We start from the raw sequence: 12953 nt of genomic DNA, 5'->3' as shown, positions 1-12953 counted from the left end.
CTCGTCCAGATGAGAGAGTACCCTTCATCGAAGTAAATTCGCTCACTAGATTTAGTCTGCGGATATACAGGACGAAAGGACGACGGTGTCTGTGAAACCCCCACGCCCGGCGAAGATCGTGGCCGGTGCGGCCGCGCTCGCGCTCGTCGGCGCCGCTCTGACCGGCTGTTCGACAGCAGGCGGACCCGAGACCATCCGCTTCACGTTCAGCAAACGCGAGGCGATCGAGTTCATGACCGGTCTGGTCGCCGACTACAACGCCTCGCAAGACGATGTGCGGGTCGAGATCGACACCTCGGGCGTCGACGTGGTCTCGGCGAGCTTCGTCCGGGGCAACCCGCCCGACATCATGCTCGCCAACTACAACTACGAGATCGCGCGTTTCGTGCAGCGCTGCGCGCTCACCGATCTCTCCGACACCGAGGCCGCGTCGAGCATCCGCGACGACCTCCAGCCGCTCATGGAGCAGTACGGGACGTGCGCGGGGCGCACCAGCGCGCTGCCGTATTCGGTGATGGCGGCATCCGTCATCTACAACAAGCAGATCTTCGACGAGCAGGGCCTCGAGGTCCCGCAGACCTGGGACGAGCTCCTCGCGGTCGCGGACCAGCTGAAGGATGCGGGCATCGATCCGTTCTACGCCACCTTCAAGGACGACTGGACCGTCGCTCAGGGCTGGTACGACTACACCGCCGGCGGATCCGTCGACGTGATCGACTTCTTCGACGCACTCGCAGAGGAGGGCACCGAGGTGGGTCCCGATTCGGAGCGGTCGTTCCAGAAGGACTTCGCCGAGCCGATGGAGCGCATGATGCAGCTCGCGGAGGACTACACGAACGACGATGCTGCCACGCGAGGCTACGGTGACGGCAACCTCGCCTTCGCGAACGGTGAGGCGGCGATGTACCTGCAGGGCCCCTGGGCGTTCAGCGAGATCGCGAAGACCGCGCCCGACCTCGAGCTCGGCACCTTCCCACTGCCCATGACCGATGACCCCGCCGACCTCGGCGTGCGCGTGAACATGGACCTCGCGGCCATGATCCCCGAGGAGTCGCGGCACCAGGAGGCGGCGAGAGACTTCCTCGAGTACCTGTTCCAGCCCGAGAACATCGAGGAGTACAACGCCTCACAGCTCGGCTTCACGCCCACGAAGGATGCTCCGGCCCCGGACGACCCCCGTATCGAGGGGATGATCGAGTACTACGAGAACGGTCAGATCTACCAGGGGCCCTCGGTGCTCGTGCCCAAGACGCTCCCGCTGAACAACTACGTGCAGGCCATGGTGCTCGGCGCGTCCCCGTCTTCCACCCTGCGCACGATGGATGCCGACTGGGCGAGGATCGCGTTCCGCGCTCCGATCCCGTCGACCCAGGACAACGCGTCCGGTGAGGACTCCGCATCCGGCGAGACAGAGGAGTCCACGCCATGACCAACATCAAGAAGCCCAACACCCCCACGACCGACACGACGGCGATCGTCACGGGAGGTGCGCGCAAACTCGGCCGCCGCAAGGGCCGCGTCGAGCCGATCTACTACCTCTTCCTGCTGCCGACGCTCGTGCTCTTCACCCTCGCGATCACCGTCCCTGGCGTGATGGGGATCTTCTTCAGCTTCACCGACTCGATCGGCATCGGGGAGTGGAGCTTCAACGGACTGACGAACTACATCGCGATGTTCAGCGATCCGGCGATCCTGCAGAGCTACCTGTTCACCTTCGGGTTCTCGATCGCCACCGTGATCGTGGTCAACGTCATCGCCTTCCTGCTGGCGGTCGGGCTGACCTCCCGCATCCGCTTCAAGACGGGGCTCCGCACGATCTTCGTGATCCCGATGGTGATCTCGGGCATCATCATCGCCTACGTGTTCAACTTCCTGTTCTCGAACTCGATCCCGGCCGCAGGCGCCGCCACCGGCATCCCGTGGCTGTCGACCAGCCTTCTCGCGAATCCCGATCTCGCGTGGGTGGCGATCGTCATCGTGACCGCCTGGCAGGCAGTGCCGGGCACACTGCTCATCTACATCGCGGGACTCCTGTCGGTGCCGGGTGAGGTGTACGAAGCCGCCAGCATCGACGGTGCCAACAAGGTCCAGCAGCTCACGCGCATCACGATCCCGCTCGTCGCGGGGTACGTCGTGATCAACGTGATCCTCGGCTTCAAGGGCTTCCTCAACGCCTACGACATCATCGTCGGCCTGACCAACGGCGGTCCGGGCACCGCCACCCGCAGCGTCGCGATGACCATCATCGCGGGCTTCAACGGCGGCGACTACGCCTACCAGATGGCCAACGCGACGATCTTCTTCATCGTCGCGGTGCTCATCTCCCTGCTGCAGCTCTCGCTGACCCGCGGAAGGAACGCACTCTGATGTCGACGCAGACACTCACCACCATCCCGGCTTCGGGCAAGAAGCCGCGCGTGCGCATGGAGCGCGTGAACTGGTCGGGCACCATCATCCTGATCCTGTGCGCCGTCACCGTGCTGCTGCCGCTGTACGTGACGATCTCGATGTCGCTCAAGACCACCGGCCAGGCGGTCGACGGCAACGCGTTCTCCTTCCCCGCGCCCTTCAGCATCGACGGCTTCGTCCAGGCATGGAATCTCACCAAGTTCCCGGTCGGGGCCGGCATCTCGCTGCTGGTGACCGCTGGCACCGTGGTCGCGACGATCGTGCTCGCTGCCTTCGCGTCGTACGCGATCGTGCGCAACTGGGACCACCGCCTGTTCCGGTACTCGTTCTTCTACCTGCTCGCGGCGATGTTCATCCCGTTCCCGGTCGTGGCGCTGCCGCAGATCCAACTGACCGGCCGCGTCGGGCTCGACAACCCGTTCGGGGTGATCATCCTCGCGACGATGTTCCAGCTGAGCTTCAGCGTGCTGCTCTTCACGGCATTCCTGCGGTCGATCCCGATCGAGCTCGAGGAGAGCGCCCGCATCGACGGCGCGACCACCTGGCAGACGTTCTGGCAGCTGATCTTCCCGCTGCTCGCGCCGATGAGCGCGACGGTCGGCATCTTCGCCTTCCTCTACGCGTGGAACGACTTCATGATGCCGTCGCTGATCATCTCCGACCCGGCGCTGCAGACACTGCCAGTGCGGCAGAACCTGTTCCAGAACCAGTTCAGCAACAACTACAACGTCGCGTTCGCCTCGTATCTGATGGCGATGGCCCCGGCGATCCTGGCCTACCTGTTCACGCAGCGCTTCGTCATGGAGGGCGTCACGCAGGGCGCCGTCAAGGGCTGACACGTCGCACACCCCAAACCGCAATCCGAAGGAGCAACACCCCTCATGACCGATGCGCTTCTCACCGAGACCCGCGACGACACCACCGCAGCATGGTGGCGGCAGGCCGCCGTCTACCAGATCTACCCCCGCAGCTTCGCCGACGCGAACGGCGACGGACTGGGTGACATCCCCGGCATCGTCTCGCGCGCCGACTACCTGCGCGACCTCGGCATCGACGCTGTGTGGCTGAGCCCGTTCTATCCGTCCGCGCTCGCCGACGGCGGCTACGACGTCGCCGACTACCGCGACGTCGATCCGCGCCTGGGCACGCTCGACGACTTCGACGACATGGTCGCGGCGCTGCACGAGCGCGGCATCCGCGTGATCGTCGACATCGTGCCGAACCACTCCTCCGACCTGCACGAGTGGTTCCAGGAGGCGCTCGCCGCAGGCCGCGGCTCGGCGGCCCGCGAGCGATACATCTTCCGCGAAGGGTCGGGTCCTGACGGATCGGAGCCGCCGACCGACTGGACCGCCGCCTTCGGCGGCTCGGCCTGGGAGCGGGTGGAGGACGGCCAGTGGTACCTGCACAGCTTCGCCCCCGAGCAGCCCGACCTCAACTGGGACCACCCCGAGGTGCGCGAGGACTTCCTGAAGACGCTCCGCTTCTGGTCGGACCGCGGCGTCGACGGATTCCGGATCGACGTGGCGCACATGCTCACCAAGGATCTGACCGAGCCCCTGCCGAGCACGGACGAGCTCGCGCTGCTCCCTCATGACGGCAACCACCCGCTGCATGACCGCGACGACGTGCACGAGATCTACGCCGAGTGGCGTCGCGTGTTCAACGAGTACGACCCGCCCCGCACGGCCGTGGCGGAGGCATGGGTGAGCACGCCGGAGCGGCGGGCGAAGTACGCGTCGGCGGAGGGGCTCGGGCAGGCGTTCAACTTCGACCTGCTCGTCGCCGACTTCGACGCGACCCAGTTCCGCACGATCATCGCCGACAACCTCGCGCAGGCGGATGCCACGGGCTCGTCGACCACGTGGGTGCTGTCGAACCACGATGTGACCCGGCATGCGACTCGGTACGGTCTGGCGCCGCTGGGAACTCGCACGGGAGTGAAGCAGGGTGTCGAATGGGTGGCGGCCGGCGGGTCGACGGAGCAGCTCGACCGCGAACGGGGCCTCCGCCGCGCCCACGCCGCGACGCTGCTGCTGCTCGGCCTGCCCGGCAGCACGTACCTCTACCAGGGTGAGGAGCTGGGCCTGCAGGAGGTCGCGGAGATCGGTCCGGAGCACCGTCAGGACCCGGCGTTCTTCCGCGGCGCGGACTTCGACGGACTCGGACGGGACGGATGCCGCGTACCGCTGCCGTGGACCGCATCCGGTCCGTCCTTCGGCTTCGGCGCGGCGGAGGCGCATCTGCCTCAGCCGGAGTGGTTCGGACGGCACGCGGTCGAGGTCGAGGCGGCGGATCCGTCGTCGACGCTCTCGCTGTACCGCGAGGCCCTGCGGCTGCGCCATGAGTTGCAGACCGCCGAGCGGATGGAATGGATCGAGACCGGCCGTGCCGACGTGCTGCGCTTCGCCCGCCCGAACGGGTGGCAGGTCGTGACCAACTTCGGCACGGAGCCGTTCGATCTCGGAGCGGATGCGGCGGATGTCGTGCTCAGCACGGTCGCCCTGATCGACGGCGCGCTGCCCGGAGATGCGTCGGTCTGGATCGCCCCGGGCCTCCTCGGCTGACCCCGGGCGGTCCGGTCTTGACCGGGCACCGAATGCAGGCAGAAATCACAGATGCAGGGCCAGAGAGGGTTTTCTGGTCCTGTATCCGTGTTCTGAGCACGCAGGTGGCGGGTATGCGAGACACGCGCCGGTTTGATAATGGTTCTCATTAACGTTTAGAGTGGGGGACATGAAGAAGCCGTTCGTCGCCCTCGCCCTCGCATCCGTCGCCGCGCTCTCGCTGGCCGGATGCTCCGCCCCCGCATCGGGAGAGGGCGACTCGGGTGCGGTGACCGTCGCTGCGAGCACCAACGTCTACGGTTCGCTCGCGGCGCAGATCGGCGGCGACCGCGTCGACGTGACCTCGATCATCACGTCCGCGACACAGGACCCGCACTCCTACGAGGCATCCGCCCGCGACCGTCTGACGGTGCAGAAGGCCGACCTCGTCATCGAGAACGGCGGCGGATACGACGGCTTCATCGACACCCTGCTGCAGGATGCCCAGGACCCGCACATCGTGAGCGCCGTCGAGTTCTCGCACGACTTCCCCGGCAACGAGGGCCACGACCACGAGGGCGAGGAGGGCGCTGCCGAGGAGGAGCACGACCACGATCATGCCGAGGGCGAAGAGGGCCACGAGGGCCACGATCACATCGAGGGCTTCAACGAGCACGTGTGGTTCGACCCGCACACGATGATCCACGTCGTCGAGGCCATCGCCGACGAGCTCACCGCGATCGACCCCGACGGCGAGGCGGAGTTCACGGCCAACGCCGAGGAGATCGTCGCCGACCTCGAGGGGTTCGAGGCTGACCTCGAGACCCTGAAGACGGATGCCGCCGGCGCGAACGTCATCATCACCGAGCCGCTGCCCGGCTACCTCGCCACGGCCGCCGGCCTCACCGACGTCACGCCGGAGGGCTTCGCCGAGTCGGTGGAGGAGGGCAGCGACGTCGCCCCCGCGACACTGCTCGCGACCCTCGGGGTCGTCGAGGACGGAGACGTGGCCGCGGTGCTCACCAACGCGCAGACCGGTGGCGCCGAGACGCAGCGCGTCGAGGATGCCGCGACCGATGCCGGCATCCCGGTGGTCGCCTTCACGGAGCTGCTCCCCGACGGATCGTCGTACTCTGAGTGGATGAGTGACGCGATCCAGAGCCTCGCCGACGCGCTCCAGTCGTGAGCGGCGCCGCCGACGCGCGGGCAGGAGCCGACGGACAGACCCCCGTACTCGAGGTGCGAGGGGCCGCGCTTCAGCGTGGCGACCGGGAGCTGTGGTCGGGTCTTGACCTGACCGTCGAGCCCGGCGAGTTCATCGCGGTGCTCGGGCCGTCGGGCTCGGGCAAGACCACGCTGCTGCGCAGCATCCTCGGCCTGCAGCCTCTGTCGACCGGCGAGATCACCGTCGCGGGCGGGCCGGTGCGCAAGGGCAACCCGCGCATCGGGTACATCCCGCAGCAGCGTTCGCTCGCTCCTGACACGAGCATGCGGGCCCGCGATCTCGTGGCGCTCGGCGTGCAGGGCAGTCGTTTCGGATTCCCGATCCCGCACCGCGGCGATCGCGCGAAAGTCGACCGGCTGCTCGAATCCGTCGGCGCCGCGCACTATGCCGACCGTCGTGTGGGACTCCTGTCGGGCGGTGAGCAGCAGCGGTTGCGGGTCGGACAGGCACTCGCCGGCGAACCCACCCTGCTGCTCTGCGACGAGCCGCTGTCGAACCTCGACCTCGCGAACCAGCTGGCGGTGACCGACATCATCGATCGGCAGCGGCGCGAGCGCGGCGCCGCAGTGCTGTTCGTCACGCACGACGTGAACCCGATCCTCGGCCGCGTCGACCGCATCCTCTACATCGCAGGGGGACGCTTCGTGCTGGGCACCCCGGAGGAGGTGCTGCAGACCCGGGTCCTCACCGAGCTCTACGGCACTCCGGTGTTCGTGCTGCGGGCCGGCGACCGGCTCGTCGTCGTCGGGGTCCCGGATGCCGAGCCCCACCACCTGCACGACCACGATCACGACCACGGAGGTGCCGCATGAACGTCATGACCGGCATCGTCCAGGCCGTCGACTGGAGCGACGTCTTCTCGTTCCAGGATTACGGCGAGCTCGTCGCCCTGCTCGCGAACTCGATCATCGCCGGGGCGGTGCTCGGGATCGTCGGCGGACTCATCGGCGTCTTCGTCATGCAGCGAGACCTCGCCTTCGCGGTGCACGGCGTGAGCGAGCTGTCGTTCGCCGGCGCCGCCGCGGCGCTGCTGTTCGGCGGCAGCGTGGTGCTCGGCTCGCTCGGTGGCGCCCTGGTCGCGGCGGTCCTGATCGGCGTGCTCGGAGCCAAGGCGCGCGACCGCAACTCGATCGTCGGCGTGCTGATGCCGTTCGGTCTCGGCCTCGGCATCCTCTTCCTCTCGCTGTACGACGGACGCAGCGCCAACCGCTTCAGCCTGCTGACCGGGCAGATCGTGTCGGTGTCGAGCCCCGACCTCGGGTGGCTGCTCGGCATCAGCATCGTCGTGCTTCTCGGTCTGCTGCTCATGTGGAACCCGCTGCGCTTCGATTCGCTCGACCCGGAGTCCGCCGCCGCCCGCGGCGTGCCCACCCGAGCGGTGAGCCTGCTGTTCATGGTGCTGCTCGGACTCATCGTCGCGGTCAGCGTGCACATCATCGGCGCCCTGCTCGTGATGGCGCTGCTCGTCACCCCCGCCGCCGCGGCGATGCGCATCACCGCGGGACCGGTCGCCGTCCCGCTGCTGGCGGCGCTCTTCGGTTTCGTGTCGGCCGTCGGCGGCATCCTGCTCGCCCTCGCCGGCACCCTGCCGGTGAGCCCGTACATCACGACCCTCTCGTTCACGATCTACGTCGTGTGCTGGATCGTCCAGCGAGCCCGAGGCGGCGTGCGCCGCGTGCGGGCCTGACGCTCCCAGGGCCCGGCAAGGGCGGCGCGCCTAGAATCGTGGGTATGGCTCAGCGGAACACCTGGCAGCGCGATCGCGTGCGCGAAGCCCTCGCCGACGCGCGTGGGTTCGTCAGTGCGCAGAACCTGCATGCCTCGCTGCGTGACGACAACACCGGGATCGGCCTCGCCACGGTGTACCGGGCGCTTGCAGGACTCGCCGCCGCCGGTGACGCCGACTCGCTGCAGAGTCCCGAGGGCGAAGCGCTGTACCGCGCGTGCACGACCCAGGGCCACCACCACCATCTGATCTGCCGCAACTGCGGGCTCACCGTCGAGATCGAGGCCACCGACGTCGAGCAGTGGGCGCACCGCACCGCGGCCCTCCACGGCTTCACGGATGCCGCACACGTCGTCGACATCTTCGGCCTGTGCGCCTCCTGCACCAACAAGCGCGACGCCGAAGAGGCAGCGAACGCGTGAGCGCTCAGACCGCCACCCGGCCGCACACGCATCGGCCGAACCGAGAGCCGCGCTCGCCGTGGATCGGCGTCGCCCTCGGCACCGCGATCGTGGCGGCGCTGTTCCTCGTCGACCGCTTCCTTCCGGACCTCTTCACCGCGAGCCTGCCGAACCGGGCGCAGGACGGATTGACCCTCGCGCTGAGCGTGCTGATCGAGGCCCTGCCGTTCGTCATCCTCGGCGTGCTGCTCTCGATCGTCGTGCAGGTGTGGCTGCCGGCCGACGTCATCCACCGCTGGCTGCCGAAGCGCGCCTGGGCGCGTCGTGCCGTGCTGTCGCTGCTCGGGATGCTGATCCCGGTGTGCGAATGCGGCAACGTGCCCTTCGCCCGCGGGCTCATGATGCGGGGACTGGCCCCCGCAGAAGCACTGACCTTCCTGATCGCGGCCCCGATCGTGAACCCGATCGTGATCCTCACCACCCACGCGGCGTTCGGCTTCGACGACGGCATCCTGGTCGCCCGCCTCATCGGCGGCTACCTGATCGCGAACCTGATCGGCTGGATCTACAGCCGCCACCCCTCGCCGGACTCGCTGCTCACCCAGCGCTTCATCGACACATGCGACCGCGTCACGCACGAGCACGGCACCCCGGTCCGTCGCAGCCTCACACAGTTCCTGGTCGAGCTGCGGGCGGTCATGCCCGCACTCGTGATCGGGTCGGCGCTCGCCGGGGCCGTGCAGGTGCTGATCCCGCGGGACGTGCTGCTGGCGATCGGCTCGAACCCGGTGCTGTCCATCCTCGCGATGATGGCGCTGGCGATGACCGTCGCCATCTGCTCGAACGTCGACGCCTTCTTCGCGCTCTCGTTCGCCTCGACGTTCTCGTCCGGCGCTCTGGTCGCCTTCCTGCTGGTCGGCCCGCTCGTCGACGTGAAGATGCTCGCGCTGATGCGCACGACCTTCACCACCCGCACGCTCGCCGGCATCGTCGGCGTGGTCGTGCTCGCCGCCTTCGTGATCGGGATCGGGGTGAACGTCTTTGTCTGAGCAGATCGAGCACGCTCCGTCCCAAGCCCGCGCGCTGGGCACCCGCTGGCTCGGCATCGGCCTCGCCACGGTCATCTCGGTCGTCACGCTGGGTCTCGGTCTGACCGGCCGACTCAATCTCTACATCAGCCCCGAGTCGGTGTGGTTCGCGTGCGCGGCCGCCGTCGTGACGCTGGCCGGCGCGATCTGGTCGTGCACGCTGCCGCTCGGTGAAGAGGGCGACCACGGTCACGATCACGGCGGAGCGCCCGCTGCCGGCGCATCCACCGGCTCGGACGCGGATGCCGTCGCCAGACCCCGTCGGAGCCTCGCCCTGGCCGGCACGGTGACCGGTGGAGTGGTGGCATCCGGCGTCGTGATCGCCGCCCTGGTGCTGCCGCCGGCCTCGCTGTCCGTCGAGCTCGCGATGTCGCGGGTGGGCGAGCAGACCGCCCTGTTCGCCGGCGCGGACGACGTGACCCTCGGAGTGGCCGACACGGCGACGTTCGGAGTCGGTGACTGGGCCAGCGTGTTCGCCACTGCGACGAACACCGCCGCCTACGACGGCAAGACGGTGACGCTGACGGGCTTCGTCACTCCGACGGATGCCGACGGCGTGAACCTCACGCGCCTCGTCATCACGCACTGCGTGATCGACGCGCAGCCCGCGACGCTGCCCGTCACGATCGACGCCGGAGAGTTCGACACCGGTCAGTGGGTCGAGGTCGAGGGCACGGTCAAGGCGGATGCCGACGGCTCGCTGCACGTCGAGCCGACGACGGTGACCGCGATCGACGAACCCCGGGATCCGTATGAGTACTGACGACGAGCGCCCCGAGGTGCCTCGGACGCGCGCCGAGCTGCGGGCAGCCCGCGAGGCGGAGGCGGCGGCTGCGGCGGCTGCTGCTGCTGCTGCTGCGGATGATCTGTCTCCTTCGCTGAGCGATGGCGATGGGGCCGAGCCCGCCTCCGACTCGCCGGGCGAGGGCGGTGGGACCGAGCGAGACGGAACGCCTCCGGGGACGGACACGTCTGTCGTGTCGCCCGCGACTCGCCCGACCGGCGGCGAGCGGCCGACGCGTTCGACCTTCGTCCCGCCTGACGCGGAATCCACGACGACGTTCGCGGCTCACTCCGGGACCGACTATGCACCTGTCGCGCCGGTGGAGCCGAACGCCGGCAGGAAGCCGAAGGCCGAGAAGAAACCGAAGGCCGAGAAGCAGCCCAAGCCCGAGAAGCAGCCCAAGTCCGCGAAAGCGCCCCAGCCGCAGAAGCAGGCCGAGGCGCCGAGTGCCGAGGAGCCCGCTGCTCCACGCGACCGCCGGTTCCTGCTGGCACTCGGGTCCGTGCTCGGCATCCTGGTCCTGGTCGGTGCGGGCCTCGGCGTCGTCAGCCTGACCCAGGGACCGCGTATCACGCAGGTCCAGGTGGACCCTGCGGAGGCGATCGAGGCGTCCGGCAGCCGGGTCATCCTCACCGCCAACCAGTCCCTGGCCGCCATCGACGAGTCCCAGGTGACGGTCGAGCCGGCCGTGCCGTTCACGCTCGACGCCGCGGGTCGCGGCGTCGGCATCCGCTTCACCGTGCCGCTCGACGACGACACCGACTACACCGTGAGCGTCGCCGACGCGGTGGGCGCGGGCGGCGGACCGAGCGCGACGCTGACCACCACCTTCACGACGCCCCCCTCGACCATGTTCCTGCTGCGCCGTGACGCGGACGGCGACGACAAGATCTTCCGCACCGATCTGACCGGCGAGAAGGCTGTCACGGTGTTCGCCGCCGACAAGATCAACGACTTCCGCGCGACGTCGTCGCAGCTCGTCGTGTCCGTCGAGGGGGACGACGGCTCCCAGCTGCTCGTGATGGACCGCGAGGGCAAGAAGCAGCGCGAGCTGCCGCTCCCGGGCGTGGGCGATGTCCGCGACATCCAGGTCTCCGACCGCGGGGGGCTGGTGGGATACAGCTACTCCGACAAGGAGCTCAGCGACACCGAGGGGCGGGCGAGCGTGCTCGTCACCCAGTCGCTGAGCGGCGACGACGAACCGGTCGTGACCGAGGTCGGCGACAAGGAGGCCAACGTCTTCGTGTGGCAGTTCGTGCCGGACAGCGCCGCTGTGCTGTTCATCGACTTCGACGGCGCGCTGTCGCTGATCGACCGCTCGACGGATGCCGGTGTGCAGTCCCTCGGGCTGGCCACGACCATCCAGGGGATCTCGCGCGGCACGTACACGGCCATCGTCGAGCGACTGGACGGTGCGGTCGTCGAGCTGAACCTCGCCGACGGCACCGAGGTGCCGCTGGAGGCCTCCGACCCCGACTACGGCACCGCGATCACGATCACGCCGTTCCCCGGCGGCACTCTGCGCCATGTCGTGGCGCGGGACGACAGCGGCGTGCCGAGCGGCCAGGCGATCGTGCGCGTCGACGACGACGGGAAGGCGACGCCGCTGGCCGAGGTCGACTCGACCGGTTCGATCCTGCAGGCGTGCGCATCGCCCAGCGGGCAGTACGCCGCGGTCGTGATCGCGCCGAACCTCGCCGAGAATCCGTACGACCAGATGCTGCTGCCCCTGCCCGAGAACCTCGAGACGCACCTGCTCGACCTGCGCACCGGCGACGAGATCGTGGCGCTCACCGGTTTCGACGCATCGTGGTGCCAGATGGCCCCCAAGTTCTGAGCCCATGACGACGGATGCCCTGCACCGAGCGACCCGCGCCGAGCTGAGCGGGCTGCCGGTGCATGTCGCCCCGCTGCTGCTCGGGGCGGAGCTGCGGACGGTCGTCGCAGGATCCGAGGTCCGGCTGCGACTGACCGAGGTCGAGGCGTATCACGGTCAGGGCACCGGGCCCGAGGCCGATCCCGGGTCGCACGCCCGCATGGGACGCACCGCCCGCAACGCGACGATGTGGGGCGAGGCAGGGCACCTCTACGTGTACCTGAGCCACGGCATCCACTCGTGCGTCAACGTCGTTTCGGGGCCCGAGGGCCAGGCGGGCGGAATCCTGCTGCGTGCCGGCGAGGTGGTGGCGGGAGCGGATGCCGCCGCGGTGCGCCGCCGTGCGGCGCTTCCCCTCACCGCCACGACGCTGCGAGACCTCGCCAGGGGCCCGGGCCGGTTCGGACAGGCCGCGGGGCTGCGGCATCCGCTCCACGACGGCATCGACGCGATCACCGGTGCCGAGCACGAGGGTGCCCGCGCCGAGCTGTGGCTGCGTGACGACCCGGTGGAGGATGTCGCGACGGGTCCTCGCGTCGGAGTGGCCGGCATCGCGGGCACGGCGGCGTTCCCGTGGCGCTTCTGGATCGCCGGTGACCCGACGGTCTCTCCGTTCCGGTGGGGGAGAGGCGCTCAGGCGGAATCTCTCCACACTGGCGAGGTGGGCGGCGTTCCGCGCTGAATGAGGTCCGTGCTAAACTGACTCTTTGTCTGCGCACACTCCTGTGCGTAGTTCGCGTGCTTCCCCTTCTTCGGCCGAGAGATCGGCGATGCGGGGTGGCGCGCAGACAAGGGATCTTGGGTGAGGCCGTCCGGCCTCACGGTATAGAAGGAGTCACCATCATGGCAGCAGTGTGCCAGGTGACCGGAGCTGTTCCCGGCTTCGGTCACAACGTCT

12 protein-coding genes are annotated in these 12953 nt (G+C 68.8%); all 12 read left to right on the top strand.

Annotated features, from left to right (window positions below):
- Positions 1 to 85 precede the first annotated feature (85 nt).
- The 12 genes from ACESK8_RS09450 (at position 86) to ACESK8_RS09395 (ending at position 12737) form a co-directional block, all read left to right on the top strand.
- Complete coding sequence (locus ACESK8_RS09450; protein ID WP_372968357.1) at positions 86 to 1429, top strand: ABC transporter substrate-binding protein; 1344 nt, start codon at positions 86 to 88, stop codon at positions 1427 to 1429.
- Positions 1426 to 2367 (top strand): carbohydrate ABC transporter permease, encoded by a 942-nt coding sequence (locus ACESK8_RS09445; protein ID WP_372968356.1) that lies wholly within the window; start codon positions 1426 to 1428, stop codon positions 2365 to 2367. Before ACESK8_RS09450 ends, ACESK8_RS09445 begins: the two co-directional genes overlap by 4 nt.
- The gene (locus ACESK8_RS09440) at positions 2367 to 3245 is read left to right on the top strand and encodes a carbohydrate ABC transporter permease (protein ID WP_060927112.1); all 879 of its coding nucleotides are present in this window, start codon (positions 2367 to 2369) and stop codon (positions 3243 to 3245) included. Before ACESK8_RS09445 ends, ACESK8_RS09440 begins: the two co-directional genes overlap by 1 nt.
- Positions 3246 to 3290: 45 nt before the next feature.
- The gene (locus ACESK8_RS09435) at positions 3291 to 4976 is read left to right on the top strand and encodes a glycoside hydrolase family 13 protein (RefSeq protein ID WP_372968355.1); all 1686 of its coding nucleotides are present in this window, start codon (positions 3291 to 3293) and stop codon (positions 4974 to 4976) included.
- 169 nt (positions 4977 to 5145) lie between these two features.
- Positions 5146 to 6141, top strand: coding sequence for a metal ABC transporter solute-binding protein, Zn/Mn family (locus tag ACESK8_RS09430; RefSeq protein ID WP_372968354.1), 996 nt, complete (start codon positions 5146 to 5148; stop codon positions 6139 to 6141).
- A complete protein-coding gene (locus ACESK8_RS09425; RefSeq protein WP_372968353.1) occupies positions 6138 to 6992 on the top strand; it encodes a metal ABC transporter ATP-binding protein in 855 nt (284 codons plus the stop codon). Before ACESK8_RS09430 ends, ACESK8_RS09425 begins: the two co-directional genes overlap by 4 nt.
- A gap of 5 nt (positions 6993 to 6997) precedes the next feature.
- A complete protein-coding gene (locus ACESK8_RS09420; protein WP_372968421.1) occupies positions 6998 to 7867 on the top strand; it encodes a metal ABC transporter permease in 870 nt (289 codons plus the stop codon).
- A gap of 44 nt (positions 7868 to 7911) precedes the next feature.
- A complete protein-coding gene (locus tag ACESK8_RS09415) occupies positions 7912 to 8328 on the top strand; it encodes a Fur family transcriptional regulator (RefSeq protein ID WP_042540517.1) in 417 nt (138 codons plus the stop codon).
- A complete protein-coding gene (locus tag ACESK8_RS09410) occupies positions 8325 to 9356 on the top strand; it encodes a permease (RefSeq protein WP_372968352.1) in 1032 nt (343 codons plus the stop codon). The genes ACESK8_RS09415 and ACESK8_RS09410 overlap by 4 nt, the downstream gene beginning before the upstream one ends.
- A complete protein-coding gene (locus tag ACESK8_RS09405; RefSeq protein WP_372968351.1) occupies positions 9349 to 10158 on the top strand; it encodes a TIGR03943 family protein in 810 nt (269 codons plus the stop codon). The genes ACESK8_RS09410 and ACESK8_RS09405 overlap by 8 nt, the downstream gene beginning before the upstream one ends.
- Positions 10148 to 12016: a hypothetical protein gene (locus ACESK8_RS09400; protein WP_372968350.1), complete on the top strand. Its 1869-nt coding sequence runs from the start codon at positions 10148 to 10150 to the stop codon at positions 12014 to 12016. Before ACESK8_RS09405 ends, ACESK8_RS09400 begins: the two co-directional genes overlap by 11 nt.
- Positions 12017 to 12020: 4 nt before the next feature.
- Complete coding sequence (locus tag ACESK8_RS09395; RefSeq protein WP_372968349.1) at positions 12021 to 12737, top strand: DNA-3-methyladenine glycosylase; 717 nt, start codon at positions 12021 to 12023, stop codon at positions 12735 to 12737.
- Positions 12738 to 12953 lie beyond the last annotated feature (216 nt).

Source organism: Microbacterium sp. (assembly GCF_041641055.1).
Taxonomy (GTDB): Bacteria; Actinomycetota; Actinomycetes; order Actinomycetales; family Microbacteriaceae; genus Microbacterium.
This window is presented reverse-complemented; position numbering and strand designations above follow the sequence as displayed.

Excerpts from the sequence above, each read along its gene's own strand:
- ACESK8_RS09445 (WP_372968356.1), top strand. The coding sequence starts at position 1,426 with ATGACCAACATCAAGAAGCCCAACACCCCCACGACCGACACGACGGCG.
- ACESK8_RS09440 (WP_060927112.1), top strand. The coding sequence starts at position 2,367 with ATGTCGACGCAGACACTCACCACCATCCCGGCTTCGGGCAAGAAGCCG.
- ACESK8_RS09435 (WP_372968355.1), top strand. The coding sequence starts at position 3,291 with ATGACCGATGCGCTTCTCACCGAGACCCGCGACGACACCACCGCAGCA.
- ACESK8_RS09430 (WP_372968354.1), top strand. The coding sequence starts at position 5,146 with ATGAAGAAGCCGTTCGTCGCCCTCGCCCTCGCATCCGTCGCCGCGCTC.
- ACESK8_RS09420 (WP_372968421.1), top strand. The coding sequence starts at position 6,998 with ATGACCGGCATCGTCCAGGCCGTCGACTGGAGCGACGTCTTCTCGTTC.
- ACESK8_RS09415 (WP_042540517.1), top strand. The coding sequence starts at position 7,912 with ATGGCTCAGCGGAACACCTGGCAGCGCGATCGCGTGCGCGAAGCCCTC.
- ACESK8_RS09400 (WP_372968350.1), top strand. The coding sequence starts at position 10,148 with ATGAGTACTGACGACGAGCGCCCCGAGGTGCCTCGGACGCGCGCCGAG.
- ACESK8_RS09395 (WP_372968349.1), top strand. The coding sequence starts at position 12,021 with ATGACGACGGATGCCCTGCACCGAGCGACCCGCGCCGAGCTGAGCGGG.